We start from the raw sequence: 16263 nt of genomic DNA, 5'->3' as shown, positions 1-16263 counted from the left end.
TCAGCCCCCGAAGGCCAGAAGGACGCCACCGGCCGCGGCCGCCGCGCCCAGCACGCGCGCGAAGCGGTGCAGCGCAAGGCCCGCGCCGATGCCCGCCAGATGCAGGCCCGCCGTCGCGATCACGAAGCCCGCGGCATAGCCGACCATCTGGCCCTGCGGCCCTTCGGCCCCGTGGGCATGACCGTGGGCCACGCCGAACACCGCCAGCGCCGCCAGAGCGACGGCCGGACCCGGACGCAGCGCCAGCGCCGCCGCCACCCCCACGATGATGACGGAGGCGAGGATCATCGGCTCCACCGCCGGAAGGGCCACCCCCGCCATGCCCATCGCCCCACCCAGAACCATGGCGGCCACGAAGGTCAGTGGCATCGCCCACAAGGCCCGCCCGCCCGTCACCGCCGCCCAAAGGCCGACGGCCACCATCGCCAGCACGTGGTCCGTCCCGCCGATCGGATGGGTCAGGCCCGCCTGGAACGGGCTGCCATGGTCATGCCCCGCATGGGCCAGCGCCAGCGTGGGCGACAGGATCAGGGCGAGTGTCAGGAGATGTTTCATGAAACCTCAGCGGATGGGATGGTGGACGGTGACGAGCTTCGTGCCGTCGGGGAAGGTCGCCTCGACCTGGATGGCGTGGATCATCTCGGGGATGCCGGGCATGCACTGGTCGGCGGTCAGGACCTGTCCGCCCGCTTCCATCAGGTCGGCGACGGAGCGTCCGTCCCGCGCGCCTTCCACCACGAAATCGGTGATCAGGGCCATCGCCTCGGGGTGGTTCAGCTTCACCCCCCGTTCCAGCCGGCCCCGGGCCACCATGGCGGCCAGGCTGACCATCAGCTTGTCGCGTTCCCTTGGCGTCAGATTCATCGTCGTTCCTTCATATCTGCCAAACGCGGGGCAGGGGCGCCCCACGCAAGGCCCGCAGCAGTTGCGCCACCTGCCGGCGCAGCGGCCAGCCATCGCCCGCCCGCATCCGCACCACCATCTTGCCGTCAAAGGCCGAGGCCGCGGCCTCCACCCCCTCCACTCCCAAAGCGGCTCGAGCGCGGTCCAGCGCATCTTCCGCGCCCGGACCGACCATGGCAAGCGTCGCGATCGCCCGCGAGCCTGCCAGCCCCGCCGGACCCGCCTGAAGCGCCCCATCGTTCAGCCGCAGCCATTCCAGCAGAACGGGGCGGCCGTCGCACCACACCTCTCGCCGGTCCGAAAGGTGCAGGTCGCGGACCGTTTCGCCCATCGCGGCGCGGCCCAGCACCAGCATCTCCAGCATCAGGCAGCCGGCGTTCGGGGCAAGGTCGATGCGGGTGATGCGGTCCACCTGCGCGCGATCATACAGGATCGTTTCCTGCGGCAGCCAGTCCAGCCAGCCATCCACCCGGTGCGACACCCGCACCGTCGCCACGCCGCCCCCGGCGTCATAGGCGCGTTCCGCCGTCTGCGTCGTGGCCACGGCGCGGCCCGTCACGTCCAAGGACATCTCCAGCCGGTCCCCGCCCGTCAGCCCGCCGGAGGTGTTGAGGAACACGACCTCGGGCGGCCCCTCCACCCGCGGCAGGATCGCCTTTGCGGATCCCTGCTGGCGCAGCGCGGTCAGGCGCATCCGCCCGCCCTGCATCGCCAGCGCCGCATGGGCCTTGCCAGCGCTGCGTTCCATGCGCACCGGCGCGTTCACACCGACACCGCCGCCTTCATCCGGTCCCGCCCCAACACGTCCCGCGCGCCGGACACGTCCACCGTGCCGCGCTTCAGGATGTAGACGTGATCGGCCAGGTCATAGGCGAAGTCGAAATACTGTTCGACCAGCACGATTGCGATGTCGCCCTTGTCGCGCAGATAGCGGATCACCCGGCCGATCTGCTGGATGATGTTGGGCTGGATGCCTTCGGTCGGTTCGTCCAGCAGCAGAAGCTTCGGGTTCATCATCATCGCCCGCGCGATCGCCAGCTGCTGCTGCTGCCCGCCGGAAAGATCGCCCCCGCGCCGCCCGCCCATGTCGCGCAGGACGGGGAAGAGGTCGTAGACCTCCTCGGGGATCTTGTGGGGCTTGGGCCGGGTGGCGAGGGCAGTCTGAAGATTTTCGGTCACCGTCAGCAGCGGGAAGATCATGCGGCCCTGCGGCACCACGGCCACGCCCCGTTTCGCCAGCGCCTCGGGGCGCAGGAGACCAAGCTCCTCCCCGTCCAGCCAGACCTGCCCGCCGGATCGTGGATGCGTTCCCGCAATGGCCTTCAGCAGCGAGGTCTTCCCCATGCCGTTGTTGCCCATGATGCAGGTCACCTCTCCGGCCCGCGCCTCCATGTCGATGCCGTGCAGGATCTGGCTGCCGCCGTAATGCAGGGTCAGGCCTTCGGTCTTCAGCATCATCCGCGCCCCAGATAAACGTCGATCACCTGGCTGTCGGCGGTCACGTGGTCCAATGATCCTTCGGCCAGCACCGAACCTTCGTGCAGCACCGTCACGCGGCAGTCCAGCCGGCGCACGAACTCCATGTCATGTTCGACCACCACCACGGCGCGCGTGGTGGCGAGACGGCGCAGCAGGGTGGTCGTGTGCTCGCGTTCGGCCAGCGTCATGCCGGCGGCGGGTTCGTCCACCAGCAGCAGTTGCGGTTCCTGCGCCAGAAGCATCCCGATCTCCAGCCATTGCTTCTGCCCGTGCGACAGCTCTCCGGCAATGCGCGGCAGGTGGGGGGCAAGGCCCACCTCCTCGGCCAGATCCTCCACCCGGTCGCGGTGGCGGGACGTGGGGCGGAAGCGCAGCACGGCGAAGGGATTGCGCGGGGCGTGCAGGGCCATCATCAGGTTGGCGAAGACGCTCTGATCCTCGAACACGGTGGGGCGCTGGAACTTGCGGCCGACGCCGGCGCGGGCGATCTGCGCCTCGGTCATCCGCAAAAGGGAGCGGGGCGGGTCGCCAAAGATCACGTCGCCTGCGTCGGGCCGCGTCTTGCCCGTCACGATGTCCATGAAGGTCGTCTTGCCCGCGCCGTTCGGGCCGATCACAGCCCGCAACTCGGCCTTGTCGATGGCAAAGGACAGGTTGTTGATCGCGCGAAACCCCTCAAAGCTGACGGAGACGCCGCGCACCTCCAGCAAAGCGCTCATCGGAACAGCCCCCCGATGCCCTTCGGTGCCAGCAGCGTGACCAGCACGAAGGCAAGGCCCAGCAGCACCTGCCACCAGTCCACCCAGTCGATGGTGTAGAAGCCCAAGGGGATGGACGGCGCCCGCCCGCCCGTGAACCAGCTGGACAGAAGCGACACCACCGCCGCCCCGATCACCGCGCCATAAAGCCGCCCGCGCCCGCCGATCGCGACCCAGACCGCAAGGTAGACGGAGGCGATGGGCATCATTTCGGCCGGGTTGATGATGCCGGCCTGCGGGTAATAAAGCGCGCCGGCGATGGCCGCGATCACGGCCGTCAGGGTGAAGACGAACAGCTTGAACCCTTCGACCGGATAGCCGAGGAAGCGGACCCGCTGTTCATCGTCCCGGATCGCGCGGATCACGGACCCGAACTTGCCGCCCACCACCCAAGCCGCCAGCAGATAGCCCAAGGCCAGCGCCAAGGCCGACGCCCAGAACAGCCACAGCGACGTCGCATCCTGCGAGGCGGACACGCCCGGCAGGTTCTGCAACCCCGACAGCCCGTTGTTGCCCCGCAACCCGCTGTCGTTCTGGAACAGGTACAGCGCCAGCGCCAGCGTCATCGCCTGCGTCAGGATCGACAGGTAGACGCCCGTGACGCGGCTGCGGAACGCGAGCCAGCCGAAGACCGCCGCCAGCAGGCCGGGCACCAGCACGACCAGCAGCAGTTGCAACGGCAGGGAATGCGCAAAGCTCCAGATCAGGGGGATGTCGGAGGTGCCGACGACGCCGAAGATCTGGCCGCCGATGCCCTGCCGGATCTCCTCGGCCGTGGGGGGAAGGGGGCTGCCGGACAGGGCCTGCACCACGATACCTTCGGTCCGCGCGTACATCAGCCACATGCCGATCATGTAGCCGCCAAGCGCGAAGAACGCCATGTGGCCAAGGCTCAGGATACCCGCATAGCCCCAGACGAGGTCCATCGCCACGGCCGCGAGGCACAGGCACAGCGTCATCCCCAGCGTCTTCACGAACGAGGTGGACATCATCCCGCCCCCGGCCATCAGCGTGACGATCACGGTGAAGGCGGCGAGCAGCGCCAGGAAGATCAGGGTCGAACGGCGCATGTCAGTCCCCCGCCGCGCGGCCCTTCAGGGCGATGATGCCCCGCGGCCGGAACTGGATGAAGATGATGATGAACAGGATCATGTAGGTCTGCGCGGCAAGGGTGTTCGACGGATTCAGCCACTCGATCCCCTTTTGCAGGAAGCCGATCAGCGCGGCCCCGGCCAGCGTGCCGAAGATCGACCCCACGCCCCCCACGACCACGGTCATGAAGCTTTGCACGATGTATTGCTGCCCCAGTTCCGACGTCACCTGCGCGAACAGGCCGATGGCCACCCCGGCGATCCCCGCGATGCCCGACCCCAGCCCGAAGGCCAGCATGTTGATCCGGCCAGGGGATATGCCCATGGACGCCGCCATGGTCGGGTTCTGCTGCACGGCCCGCACCTCCAGCCCCAGACGGGTGCGGCGCATGATGAAGAGGTAGAGGCCGAGGAACAGGAGTGCCAGCACGAAGATTGCCACGCGGATCCAGCTGACCTGCACCACGTCGTTGATCACGAGCGATCCCGACAGCCAGTCCGGCGCGGTCAGGGGGCGGGCCTGGGTTCCGAAGATGTTCTTGGCCAGCTGTTGCAGCATGATCGACACGCCAAAGGTGGCCAGCAGGGTTTCCAGCGGGCGTTTGTAAAGATGGCGGATCACCAGCCGTTCCAGCGCGACGCCGGCCGCGAAGGTGACAAGAAAGGCCAGCGGCAGCGCGATCACCAGCGACAGGGTGTAGTTCGGCACGACCTGCTGCACCACGTAGCCGGTATAGGCGCCCATCATGATGAATTCGCCATGCGCCATGTTGATGACGCGCATGACGCCGAAGGTGATGGCGAGGCCGATGGCCGCCAGGAAGTAGATGGAGGCGAGCGACACCGCATCCAGCGTCAGGTCCGCGAACTGCATCGCGCCCACCTTGGTGCCGATGCCGCGCAAGGCGGCGCGGGCGGCGTCCGTCACCTGCGCGTCGGGTTCGGCATAGACATCGGCGATGGTGGCGGAGGCGAGGGCGGCGTCCACCTCATCCTCGGTCGCGGCCGGGGGCACGGCGCCCGAGGCTTCCAGTGCGGAATAGGCGTCGTCGCGGGCGTCCTGCGTGTTCAGGCGGGCGACGGGGATGCCCGCGACCTGACCGTTCTGGATGTGGGCGACCAGCGCCTGCTGCGCACCCTCACGCGTCAGGCGGGCGGGGGCGAGGTTCGCCTGCACCAGAAGGTCATAGGCCCCCTCGCGCCCCAGTTCGGACAGGGGGATCTTTCGGGCGATGTTGCCTTGCGGTTCCCCCAGCGTCGCCACGCGGGTGGTGGCGAGCAGCGGGTTCAACGCCGCCCGCACGTCCAGCGAGAGGGTGGAGCCGAAGCTTTCGATCGCCGCCACCCGCACCGCCGGATCGGGATCGAAGCGCAGGGTCAGCAGGCGTTCCAGCCGCGACAGGGCCGGATCGGGCGCCTTGGCCAGCGCGGCGCGCACCAGCGGAAGGTGGTCGGCCGACGGGTTGCGGGCGATGGCGTCGATGGCCGCCACCCGCGCCGCCGGATCGGGATCGGTCAGCTGGAACTGCACCAGCGCCCCCGAAATCAGGCCCCGCACCCCGGCATTCGGCCGCAGGGTTGTGGCCTTGCCCTCCACCGGCTGGCCCGCAAGGTTTGTCACCGTGTCGCCGTCGGTCAGCACGAAGGTGCCATCCTCCAGCACGCCAAGGCGACGATCCTCCCACGCGGCCAGAACCGTCGCGGCCCGCGGGTCGCCGCTGGCGGCCAGCGCGTCGATCACCGGGCCGATGGTGGTGCGCGACGGCTTCTCGATCTGCTCGCGATGCGCGTCCAGCACGGCCGCCACGTCTTGCGCATGGGCGGGCAAAGCCAGCACCAGCGCCAGCAGAAGGGGCAGCAATCCGCGCATCATCGATCCGTTCGGGTCAGTAGTTCGACTTCTGCTGCACGCAGGTCTTGGTTTCGGTGTTGTACATGCCACAATCCAGTTCCTGCCAATCGGCCTCCAGCACCGCCGAGTCGGGCAAGAAGTCGGTCCAGGCATCGCCGGCCACGGGTTCGGTCTGGCTGATGATGTCGAACTGGCCGTCGTCGCGGATCTCGCCGATCAGGACGGGCTTGGTCAGGTGGTGGTTCGGCAGCATCTTGGCCACGCCGCCGGTCAGGTTTGGAACCTCCTGCCCATACATCGCCTCGCGCACCGCATCGACATCGGTGGTGCCGGCCTTTTCCGCCGCCTGCACCCACATCTTGAAGCCGATCATGGTGGCTTCCATGGGATCGTTCGTTACGCGGGTGTCGTCGCCGGTGAAGGCGTGCCAGCCGTCGATGAAGGCCTTGTTTTCCGGCGTGTCGGCGGACTCGAAATAGTTCCAGGCGGCCAAGTGGCCGACAAGGTTGGTCGTGTCCAGGCCCGACAGCTCCTCCTCACCGACCGAGAAGGCGATGACGGGCAGATCCTCGGCCGAAACACCGGCGGCGGCCAGTTCCTTGTAGAAGCCGATATTGGCGTCACCGTTGATGGTGGAAATGACACCCACCTGCTTGCCGTCCGCGCCAAGCGCCACGACATCGGCCACGATCTTGGACCAGTCCGATTGCCCGAAGGGGGTGTAGTTGGTGAAGATGTCACCCTCCGCCACGCCCTTGTCGCCCAGATAGGCCGACAGGATGTTGTTCGTGGTCCGCGGATAGACGTAGTCGGTGCCCAGAAGGGCGAACTTCTCGACGCCCAGCTCCTCCATCATGTAGTCGACGGCGGGGATGGCCTGCTGGTTGGGCGCGGCGCCGGTGTAGAACACGTTCTTCGAGGATTCCTCGCCCTCGTACTGGACGGGGTAGAACATCAGGCCGTTCAGCTCCTCCAGCACCGGCAGGACGGATTTGCGGCTGACGGAGGTCCAGGCGCCGAAGATCACGTCCACGTCGGACACGGTCAGCAGCTCGCGCGCCTTTTCGGCGAACAGCGGCCAGTCCGAGGCGGGGTCCACGACGACGGCTTCCAGCGGGCGGCCCAGGACGCCGCCCGCCTTGTTCTGCTGGTCCACCAGCATCAGGACAGTGTCCTTCAGCGTGGTTTCCGAGATGGCCATCGTTCCGGACAACGAATGCAGCACCCCGATCTTGATCGGCTCGCCCGTGGGTGCGGTTTGCGCATCCGCCGCACCGGAAACCGCCAGCGCCAACCCCGCGCCGGCCACAACGCATTTCAAATTCAACATGTCCCCACCCTGTCTTCGCGGCGGTCCTTCGTGCCGCCTGTATTCCGGTGATAGGATCATCATCCTGAAGCCGACAAGCGAAGGCGGGGCGTTCAGGGCCACGCGCCCGGATCTGCCTGTGCAGCGGGCAGCGCGCATCCCCACCGCCTGTTTCGCAGGCAGAAGGCGAAAACCAAGGCGGCAAAAATCCCGTTGCCCTTTCGCCCAATCCTCCGTAACTGGGATGTAACGTAATACTATAACGGATATACCGGAATGCGGCGCAACCTGTGCACCAGCCTGAAACGGCGGACCTCGGTCAGCCCGATGGCGCGCTATGACAACCTTCCGCAGGATCTGCGCGGCTGGCTGCGCGACGCCGCCCTGCCGTGGAGCGCGTCATCCGCCCTGCGCCTGTGGCAGCGCGCGATGAAGGAAAACGCCTGCCCGCATCACGCCCGCGCCTGCCTGTGCGCCGCCGAGGCGCGGCTGCTGGCCCGCGACGCCCCCCGCACCTGGGGCACCGATCACCCATCGAACGGAGGACAACGATGATCCACACCCGCCTTCTGACCGCCGCATCCGCGCTGGCCACGTGTCTTGCCACCCCATCCCTGGCCGAGGACGCCGTCTGGCGCGTGTTCATCGGCGATCACGACGCGCCGAAGATCACCGCCTTCGACCTGAACGCGCCCGACACCCGCTGGACCTTCGACATCAAGGGGCAGGCGAAGCTGTATTCCGCCGCCGGGGGCGCGGCGGTCGTGGCCGTGCAGTCCGACGACGATCAGGTGAACCTTCTGAACAGCGGCGTTCGTCTGGTGTCGCACGGCGACCATTCGGACCTGTCGCTGTCGGACCCTTTGGCGATGGACGCGGTCCTGACCGGCCCGCGCCCGTTCCACGTGGTCGCTCACGGGGGCACCACCTCCATCCAGTATGACAAGGGCGGCTATGCCGAGTTCCTGTCGGATGCCGCGCTGACCGACGGCACGGCCGACCCCGTCCGCTTCCCGCAGGGCCGCGCGCATCACGGCTTCGCGCTGCCGTTCGGGGACGTGTTTCTGTCCTCCGTCGCCTCCGACGCGCCGGTGGAGGGGGACGCGGCGCCGCCCCGTCTGGGCCTTCAGGCCTTCACGGCGGAGGGCACGGCGGCGGGTGATCTGGCCACCTGCACCGGCATCCATGGCGAGGCATTGTCCGGCGCCTATCTGGCCGCCGGCTGCAAGGAAGGCGTGCTGACCGTGCGCGAAGGCGACACGCCGCAGTTCAACCTGCTGCCCTATCCCGCCGACTGGCCCGAAGGCACGACCGGCACCCTTCTGGGCGCGCAGGCGATGCAGGTCTTCGTCGGCAACTATGGCGCGGACGGTGTGGTCGTGGTCGACCCCGAGGATGAGCCCCACTTCACATTCGTGAAGCTGCCCTTCCGCCGGGTGGACTTCGTGCTGGATCCGGCAAAGCCGCAATACGCCTATGTCCTGACCGAGGATGGCACCCTGCACCGCCTGAACGTGCTGAAGGGCACGGTGGAGGATGGGGCGCGCGTGACCGGCCCCTATTCCATGGACGGTCACTGGAACGACCCGCGCCCGCGCCTTGCGGCGGCGGGCGGGCAGATCCTTGTCACCGACCCCGCCGAAGGGATGCTGCACGTCGTGTCTGGCGACACGCTAAAGACCACGCAGGACATTCCGGTGGAGGGTGCGCCCTACAACCTCGTCGTCGTGGGCGGCAGCGGGATGCAGCACTAGCCGTCAGAGGGGGAGGACGGGCGACGTCCCGCTGTCCTCCAACTCCCACTGCGCGTGCCACGCACTCCCTTCGCGCCGCAGCGTCAGGTAGTTGCGTTGCGCGACATAGCGGCCGGCCTGTCCGGGGATGCGGCCGATGCGCACCGGATGCCCGTCCAGCGGCGAGTCGCCAAGGCTGGACAGCGCGCCCAGAAACCGCGCCCACCCTTTCGGCGGCGGCCGGTGCGAGATGCCGGAGGCCACGAGCTGGTTCAGCGTCGTGCCTTCCGCCAAACGCATCTGGCCACGGCCCGCCAGATGGATTTCCCCGGACAGAACGGCGATGTCGCCGCCCTTGGGGCCGAGGGTGACCATCCGCCGCAGCATCCGCTGCCATTCGGCGCGGTGGGCGTGGCTTTGCCATTGGTCGCGCAGGTCATCCTCGAACCGCTGCATGCGCGGCACCAGCCCCATCACGTTTTCCAGAAGCGACAGGCGCGGCCCCAGAAGCGGCACGCTGGACATCAGAAGGCACTTCTCGCCCTTCGCCATCGGGGCCTGCCCGTCCATGAAGGCCCATCCGCCGGGGCCCATGATCCGGTCCCGCCGCCGTTCGGACCGCAGGTCGGGGGCCAGAAGGCGCAGGCCGGGGGCGCGCACCTCCCACCCCAGATGGGCGCCGGAGGGGTCGGGGAAGCGCGGGGGCAGGTCGCCTTCCGGCGCGGCGGCCTGGAAGATCAGGAAGGCTTCGCGGGCCACGTCGAACAGGGTGCGGCCGACGGCCGATTCCGTCGCCTTCCGGCGCAGCGAGCCCCAGCCGTCGCAGATGTCATGGTCGTCCCATTGCATCAGCGACGGAATCCGCGCCACGGCCCACGCAAATTCCGGCGAGGCATAAAGCGCGGCATAGCGTTCGAGGAACCGTTCCCGCAGGTGGTGGCGCAGATCGGCCAGCGCCTCATCGGACGGCTCGTCAGGCAGGTTGTCGGGCCAGCCTTTCGTCAGCGGATGGTCGTCCGTCGCCTCATCCGCATAAACCTGATCGCCGCCATGCAACAGAAGGGCGAAGGGGTCCGCCTGATGATCGCGCCCCAGCCGCGCCCACATGGCGTTGCGTTCCGACCCTTCGCGGCCCAGATCGCCGATCTCCTCGCCGTTGCAGGACACGTAGGCGATCCGCAGAGGGCCGGACAGATCGCCCTGCACGGCAAAGGCCGTGCCGTTCCAGCGGTATTCCGACCGGCGCGGGGGCAGGAGGAAGCGGGCGCGGAAGATCGTCACCGCGTCGTATTCGGCAATCGGCACGGCGGGGAGGAAGGTGCCACCCACCTCCACCGGCGGGGGCTGCTGGCCCTTCGGCGCCAGGAACAGCGCGGCCAGATGAACCCCGTCGGGCGCCACGGCGTCCAGAAACAGCACCGGACCGAGTATCTGCATGGCGTGTGTATCCCTGTCTTGCGCGTTGCCACCGCTTTGTGGCGCTTCCGCCCCCGGATGCAACCCGCTGATTTCGCGGCACGCCGGTTCGGGGACAATCCGCCGATCCCGACCGCCTTGCCCCCGGCCACGGATGATGAGACAAGGAACCGTCCCGAGGAACGTAGGTCTCCATGCCGCCCCAAGCTGTTGATGTGCCCCGACTTCCCTTCGATGAACAGGCGCGCTCTCTGGCGCTGCACCAGTACGAGATACTGGACACCCCACCCGAGGATGAATTCAATGACATCGCCGCCATCGCGGCCGAGGTGTGTCAGGCCCCGATCGCGCTGGTGAACTTCGTGGACACCCACCGCCAGTTCTTCAAGGCGCAGGTCGGCCCGGCCCTGTGCGACACCGCGCTCGACACCTCGTTCTGCGGGAAGGCGCTGCTGTCGGACGGGCTGATGATCGTGCCCGACACGCATCGGGACCCGCGGTTCGACGCCAATCCGCTGGTGCGCGGAACCGACGGGGTGCGATTCTATGCGGGCGCCCTTCTGAAGACGCGCGGCGGCTTCCCCATCGGCACGGTTTGCGTTCTGGACAAGAAGCCGCGGGAGCTGGACAGCCACCAGATCCGCACCCTGCGTCTTCTGGCGCGGCAGGCGATGACGCAGGTGGAGCTTCGCGCTTCGCTTGCGGCCACGCAGCGTCTGGCCGCGCATCACCGGCAGGTCATCGACAGTTCCGTCGATTACGCCATCCTGTCGCTGGATCTGGCGGGCAACGTCACCGCCTGGAACCAGGGCGCCGAGAACGTCTTCGGCTGGACCGAGCACGAGATGCAGGGCCGGCCGGGAACAATCATCTTCAACTCCGTCGACCGGACGGTGGGCATTCCGGACATGGAGATGGCGACGGCGCGGGCCGAAGGGCGCGCGGCGGACGAACGCTGGCACGTGCGCAAGGACGGTTCGCGCTTCTTCGCCCTGGGCGAGATGATGCTGCTGAAGGACGACGCCGACCAGCATGTCGGCTATGTCAAGATTCTGCGGGACCGGACGCATGCCCGCCGGCAGGCGCAGCGGCTGTCGCTTCTGTCCCAGGCTTCCAGCGCACTGCTGAGCACGGACGATCCCGCAGCCACCCTGGGGCCCATTCTGGAAGGCGGCACGGACACCATCGGGTTCGAGCAGTGCTATCTTTACGACATCGCCCCGGACAGGCAGCACCTTCTTCTGCGCCATTCGGTCGGCGTGGCCGAGGAAACACGCATGGCGCTGGACAACGTGGCCTTTGACGTGCCGCTGTGCGGGATCGTCGCGGAAACGGCGGAACCGCTGGTCCTGTCCGACCTGCACGTGACGCGCGAACCGCGCCACCAGATCGCCCGGACCACAGGGCTGCGGGCCTATGCCGGCTTCCCGATCTGCGTGCGGGACCGGGCGGTGGGCGTCATCTCGTTCGGCAGCGCCGAGGTCAACAGCTTCGACGAGGAGGCGCTGTCCTTCTTCCAGACCATCGCGCGCTTTCTGTCGGTGGCCCGCGAACGCGCCGACGACGCGCGGGCGCTGCGCGACGCGGAACAGCGGTCGCGGCTGGCGCAGGAAGCCGGCGGCGTCGGCACGTTCGAGATCGACGTCGCGACCGCCACGGTCGTGGGATCCTCAGAGTTCTTTCGGATCTTCGGGGTGCCGGCGCAGGAACGCGCCTCCACCCGCCTGTTCCAGGAGATCGTCATGATCGAGGATCGCGAGCTTGCGTCCCGGGACGCCCTTCACCCCGAGGGGACCGCCCCATCCGACGTGGAGTACCGCATCCGCCGCGCGGACGATGGCAAGCTGCGCTGGATCGCCCGCCGGGCCGAATTCATCCGCGACGACACGGGCCGCATCCGCGCCATGTGCGGAACCGTCCAGGACATCACAGACAAGAAGATGGCCGCGCTTCGGCAGGAAGCGCTGCTGGATCTGGGCAACAGCGTGCGACACGCCATCACCCCCGAGGAGATGATCGAGCTGGCCTGTGGGCTCGTGCTGAAGACGCTGGATGCGACAAGGGCCGGCTATGCCGTCGTGGACCGCCGGGCAGGCCGTTATATCGTCACCGGCGAGTGCGTGGCGGAGGGCGCGGGCCGCCTTTATGGCAGCTATGAACTGTCGGATTTCGAGGACACGACGGCGCAGCTGGAAACCGGGCAGCCTCTTGTCCTGAACGATGCCGTCGCGGAGGTGCAGCTGGCCGGCGATCTGGACAATTACCTTGCCAACCGTGTCGCCGCGCAGATCAGCGTCCCCCAGATGCGGCAGGAGGAGCTGATCGGCGCCCTCTACGTCCACCAGAACGTGCCCCGCCACTGGACGGCCGGCGAAGTCGACTTCATGCGGCGCGTCGCGGACCGTCTTTACGCGGCACTCGCCACGGCGCGGGCGGAAAAGGAACAGGCGGTCCTGAACCACGAACTGTCGCACCGGTTGAAGAACAGCCTGTCGATGGTGCAGGCCATCGCGAGCCAGACGCTGCGGGCCGCCACCGACAAGACCGCGCTTCAGGACTTCCTGCGCCGGATGCAGGCCCTGTCGGCCGCCCATGACGTGCTGCTGCACCGCAACTGGGAAGCGGGATCGATCCGCCAGACCATCCAGTCGACCCTTGCCCCGCTGGTCGGACCCGAACGGATTCGCACCGGCGGCCCCGATGTGGACCTTGGCGCCCGCAGCACGCTGAGCCTGTCGATGCTTCTGCACGAACTGGCCACCAACGCGGTCAAGTACGGCTGCCTTTCGGTGGACGCGGGCCTCCTGCACGTCGTCTGGCACATCGAGGACGTGTCCGAAGGGGAGCGGGATCTTGTCGTCGTCTGGCAGGAGGCGGGTGGCCCCGAGGTGCATCCCCCGACCCGCAAGGGCTTCGGATCCCGGCTCATCCAGATGGGTCTGACCGGAACCGGCGGGGTGGAACTGAGTTATGACCCATCAGGATTTGTCGCGACCATCCGGGCACCCCTGTCCGAGTTGCGGCAGTCGTGATGAGGAAGATGCCCCATGTCTGACCCTACCATCCTCGTTGTCGAGGACGAACCGATCCTGCGGATGGCCGCGCTGGCCATGATGGACGACGCCGGCTTCGAGGCGATCGGGGCCCGATCCTCGGAAATGGCGATCCGCATCCTGGAAACCTGCCCGTCGATCCGCGTGATCTTCACCGACGTGGATCTGGGGCCGGGGGAGGACGGGCTGTGGCTGGCGTCACGCGTGCGGGACGGCTGGCCGCCGGTGGGGATCATCGTCACCTCGGGGCACCGCCATGTCAGCCGGGCGGTGATCCCGGAAGGCGCGGTGTTCCTGGGAAAGCCTTATCTGGAAGAACAGGTTCTGGAAGAAGTCCGCCGCTTCGCCTGAGGCGTCCGTCGCCCACGCGCCGGATCTGCGCGATCATGTCGTCCAATTCGTCCAGAAGCCGGTCGATCCGCCACGCCCCAATGCGGGCTTCCAGCGCCGCTAGATGGCGGCGCTTTTCCAAGGTGGCCTTGGCCATCAGCGCGCGGCCCTGGTCGGTCAGGGTGATCTGCTGGCACTGCCCGTCGCTCCGATCCCGCGCCAGCGCGATGACGCCAAGCAGTTCCGGCGCGCGCAGAATGCGGGTCAGCGAAGGGGAAGGTTGGCCACCATCCGCGACAGGGCGGAGGCGACGACGGTGCCCGACTCCTCCAGCACGCGGATCACGCGCCATTGCTGTTCGGTGACCCCGTGGGTGTTCAGCATGAAAAGCATCCCATGACCGCCTCACGGGCGCGCAGCAGCGCCATGGGCAGGCTTCGCCGCGTTTCGGCAAGGCGGGATCCGTCGTCGATCAACTCGTGCGCTCCCTATCGAGGGATATTTTTCATGTGAAGGATTCTGTTGACAAGCAGCGATGTGTTTAACACGTCAAACAAAGCGGGAGGGAAGCCGTGCCGCGTCTGAGCAGGCACCATTCGCCGGACCTGTCGCCGGGCGCGAGACGGACAGGGAGGCGCGCAATGCCCCCACGCTGGCACGACATGCCTTCCGGCGACCAGGCGCCGGAGGATGCGATCGTGTCCTTCGACTGCCTGTTGCAGGACACGCGCAAGGTCGGAACCCACAACGTCCTGATCAGAAAGGTCATCGACATCCGCGTCCGCCTTGACGGCCACGCGCGGCTGTATGTCGACCGCAGCTTCGTGCACGTGCCGACGCCGCCCGCCTCGCGCGGCGCCTGAACAAGGGGCCGAGTGCCGCCCCCCCCAACCCGCCTTACCTTTTCGGGCGCGGCACCGATCCCGCCACCAGCGTGCGGAACAGGGCCAGCCCCCGTTCCAGATCGGCCGAGGCGGAAGGGATCGCCCGCCGAAAATTCAGGAAGGCGTGGATCAGGCCCCGCGCCTCGTGGAAGGCCAGCGGCACGCCGGCCTTGCCAAGCGCCGCCACCAGCGCGCGCCCCTGATCGCGCAGCGGGTCCACCCCCGCCGTCACCACGGCGGTGGGGGCCAACCCCTCCAGCGAGCCGAACAGGGGCGAGGCGCGCGGATCCGACACGTCCGGCTTGTATTGCAGCATCATGCCCTGAATGAACTCGCGCGTCAGCAGGTAGCCATGGCCGAACGCCTCCTCGGACGGGTAGGTGGTTTTCAGGTCGGCGACCGGATAGAACAGGCATTGCCCCAGAACCGGCACCGCCGCCGGACGGTCCTTCAGCGCCAGTGCTGTCACCAGCGCAAGGTTGCCGCCCGCGCTGTCGCCGCACAGGAACAGCCCCTCCACCACGAAACCAAGATCGCGGGCTTCCGCCAGATGACGGGTCGCGGCCTCGCCGTCGTCGGGCGCGGCGGGCCAGGGGTGTTCGGGCGCAAGGCGGTAATCCACGGCGACGACCGGCAGGTCCAGCAGGCGGCTGATCTGCGCGCAGATCGCCGCATGCGTCGCCAGACTGCCCGTTACGAAGCCGCCGCCGTGATAGAAGACGACCAGCGGGCTCGCCTCCCGCTGGGGACGGACGTCGTAAAGCTGCAGGGCGATGGCGCGGCTGTCCGGGCCCTTGGCGGTCAGATCCTCGATCCGCGCCAGATCGCCGACCGGCAGGTCCGCCTGCCTTGACTTCTCCTCCATGCCGGCGCGCGTGGCGTCCAGGGAAGGGGGCGCACCGGCACTCGCCGCCGCCTGCGCTTCAAGCTGTTTCAGGAAGATCGCAACGTCGGGCCGAATGAAGGGATTGGTCATCTTGTTTTCCTTTCCCATGGAAGAATGGTCGCTGACCGGCCGATTAGCCAGTCCCACGCAACCACCCGCCCTCACGTCGCGTTTTTCAGGCCAAGAAGGGTTCTGCGGCAAGACGCCGGTCGAACGCCTCCCGCGCCGCCTCCACCGCGGCCATGTTCTCGCAGGTCCAGCCGTACAGCGCGCGGAACGGCATCAGCAGCGTGACGCCCAGCGGGCTGAGCGCGTATTCCACCGCGACCGGCGTCGTGTGCAGCACCTTGCGCGTGATCAGGCCGTTGCGCTCCAGCCGCCGCAGCGTCTGGCTGAGGGATTTCTGAGACACCCCTTCCAGCCGCCGCTTCAGCTCGTTGAAGCGTGTGGGCCGTTCGTTCAGCACGGTCAGGATCATCATCGACCACTTGTCGGCGATCTGTTCGAACAGCAACCGGCTGGGGCAATCGACGGAAAAGCGGGTGGCGCCGTCCATGGGTATCCTCCGG

The 16263-nt window shown here is 67.9% G+C and carries 16 protein-coding genes; 5 read left to right on the top strand and 11 right to left on the bottom strand.

Features of this window, described 5'->3' with window-relative positions; genetic code table 11:
• Genes ACSHZY_RS13800 through urtA form a run of 8 tightly spaced genes read right to left on the bottom strand, consistent with a single transcriptional unit; the run spans position 1 to position 7413 of the window.
• The gene (locus ACSHZY_RS13800) at positions 1-555 is read right to left on the bottom strand and encodes a HupE/UreJ family protein (protein ID WP_435170048.1); all 555 of its coding nucleotides are present in this window, start codon (positions 553-555) and stop codon (positions 1-3) included.
• A gap of 6 nt (positions 556-561) precedes the next feature.
• Positions 562-864 carry an urease subunit gamma gene (locus ACSHZY_RS13795; RefSeq protein WP_271975774.1) on the bottom strand — a complete coding sequence of 101 codons (303 nt, stop codon included), beginning with the start codon at positions 862-864 and terminating at the stop codon, positions 562-564.
• 10 nt (positions 865-874) lie between these two features.
• A complete protein-coding gene (locus tag ACSHZY_RS13790; protein WP_435170046.1) occupies positions 875-1651 on the bottom strand; it encodes an urease accessory protein UreD in 777 nt (258 codons plus the stop codon).
• A gap of 14 nt (positions 1652-1665) precedes the next feature.
• Positions 1666-2361: an urea ABC transporter ATP-binding subunit UrtE gene (urtE, locus tag ACSHZY_RS13785; RefSeq protein ID WP_435170044.1), complete on the bottom strand. Its 696-nt coding sequence runs from the start codon at positions 2359-2361 to the stop codon at positions 1666-1668.
• Positions 2358-3101, bottom strand: a complete 744-nt coding sequence (urtD, locus tag ACSHZY_RS13780; protein WP_435170043.1) for an urea ABC transporter ATP-binding protein UrtD — start codon at positions 3099-3101, stop codon at positions 2358-2360. The genes urtE and urtD overlap by 4 nt, the downstream gene beginning before the upstream one ends.
• The gene (gene urtC, locus ACSHZY_RS13775) at positions 3098-4210 is read right to left on the bottom strand and encodes an urea ABC transporter permease subunit UrtC (RefSeq protein WP_435170042.1); all 1113 of its coding nucleotides are present in this window, start codon (positions 4208-4210) and stop codon (positions 3098-3100) included. Before urtC ends, urtD begins: the two co-directional genes overlap by 4 nt.
• A 1-nt stretch (position 4211) precedes the next feature.
• Positions 4212-6101, bottom strand: coding sequence for an urea ABC transporter permease subunit UrtB (gene urtB, locus ACSHZY_RS13770; protein WP_435170040.1), 1890 nt, complete (start codon positions 6099-6101; stop codon positions 4212-4214).
• A gap of 16 nt (positions 6102-6117) precedes the next feature.
• Complete coding sequence (gene urtA, locus ACSHZY_RS13765; protein WP_435170038.1) at positions 6118-7413, bottom strand: urea ABC transporter substrate-binding protein; 1296 nt, start codon at positions 7411-7413, stop codon at positions 6118-6120.
• 255 nt (positions 7414-7668) lie between these two features.
• On the opposite strand from urtA, the gene ACSHZY_RS13760 reads away from it, so the two are divergent.
• A complete protein-coding gene (locus tag ACSHZY_RS13760; RefSeq protein ID WP_435170036.1) occupies positions 7669-7947 on the top strand; it encodes a DUF6525 family protein in 279 nt (92 codons plus the stop codon).
• The gene (locus ACSHZY_RS13755; RefSeq protein ID WP_435170035.1) at positions 7944-9146 is read left to right on the top strand and encodes a hypothetical protein; all 1203 of its coding nucleotides are present in this window, start codon (positions 7944-7946) and stop codon (positions 9144-9146) included. The genes ACSHZY_RS13760 and ACSHZY_RS13755 overlap by 4 nt, the downstream gene beginning before the upstream one ends.
• A gap of 3 nt (positions 9147-9149) precedes the next feature.
• Here ACSHZY_RS13755 and ACSHZY_RS13750 read toward each other — a convergent pair whose 3' ends face one another.
• Positions 9150-10562, bottom strand: coding sequence for an alkaline phosphatase D family protein (locus tag ACSHZY_RS13750; RefSeq protein WP_435170033.1), 1413 nt, complete (start codon positions 10560-10562; stop codon positions 9150-9152).
• A gap of 194 nt (positions 10563-10756) precedes the next feature.
• On the opposite strand from ACSHZY_RS13750, the gene ACSHZY_RS13745 reads away from it, so the two are divergent.
• The 3 genes from ACSHZY_RS13745 (at position 10757) to ACSHZY_RS13735 (ending at position 14787) form a co-directional block, all read left to right on the top strand.
• Positions 10757-13573, top strand: coding sequence for a GAF domain-containing protein (locus tag ACSHZY_RS13745; RefSeq protein ID WP_435170032.1), 2817 nt, complete (start codon positions 10757-10759; stop codon positions 13571-13573).
• A gap of 15 nt (positions 13574-13588) precedes the next feature.
• Positions 13589-13945 carry a response regulator gene (locus ACSHZY_RS13740; RefSeq protein WP_435170030.1) on the top strand — a complete coding sequence of 119 codons (357 nt, stop codon included), beginning with the start codon at positions 13589-13591 and terminating at the stop codon, positions 13943-13945.
• Between the two features lie 551 nt (positions 13946-14496).
• Positions 14497-14787: a flavin reductase gene (locus ACSHZY_RS13735; protein ID WP_435170028.1), complete on the top strand. Its 291-nt coding sequence runs from the start codon at positions 14497-14499 to the stop codon at positions 14785-14787.
• Positions 14788-14821: 34 nt separating this feature from the next.
• Here ACSHZY_RS13735 and ACSHZY_RS13730 read toward each other — a convergent pair whose 3' ends face one another.
• Together ACSHZY_RS13730 and ACSHZY_RS13725 are read right to left on the bottom strand one after the other, a co-directional pair.
• A complete protein-coding gene (locus tag ACSHZY_RS13730) occupies positions 14822-15784 on the bottom strand; it encodes an alpha/beta hydrolase (RefSeq protein WP_435170027.1) in 963 nt (320 codons plus the stop codon).
• A gap of 85 nt (positions 15785-15869) precedes the next feature.
• The gene (locus ACSHZY_RS13725) at positions 15870-16250 is read right to left on the bottom strand and encodes a winged helix-turn-helix transcriptional regulator (RefSeq protein ID WP_435170025.1); all 381 of its coding nucleotides are present in this window, start codon (positions 16248-16250) and stop codon (positions 15870-15872) included.
• Positions 16251-16263: the final 13 nt, after the last annotated feature.

The organism is Falsirhodobacter sp. 1013 (assembly GCF_051195255.1).
Classification (GTDB): Bacteria; Pseudomonadota; Alphaproteobacteria; order Rhodobacterales; family Rhodobacteraceae; genus Falsirhodobacter.
This window is presented reverse-complemented; position numbering and strand designations above follow the sequence as displayed.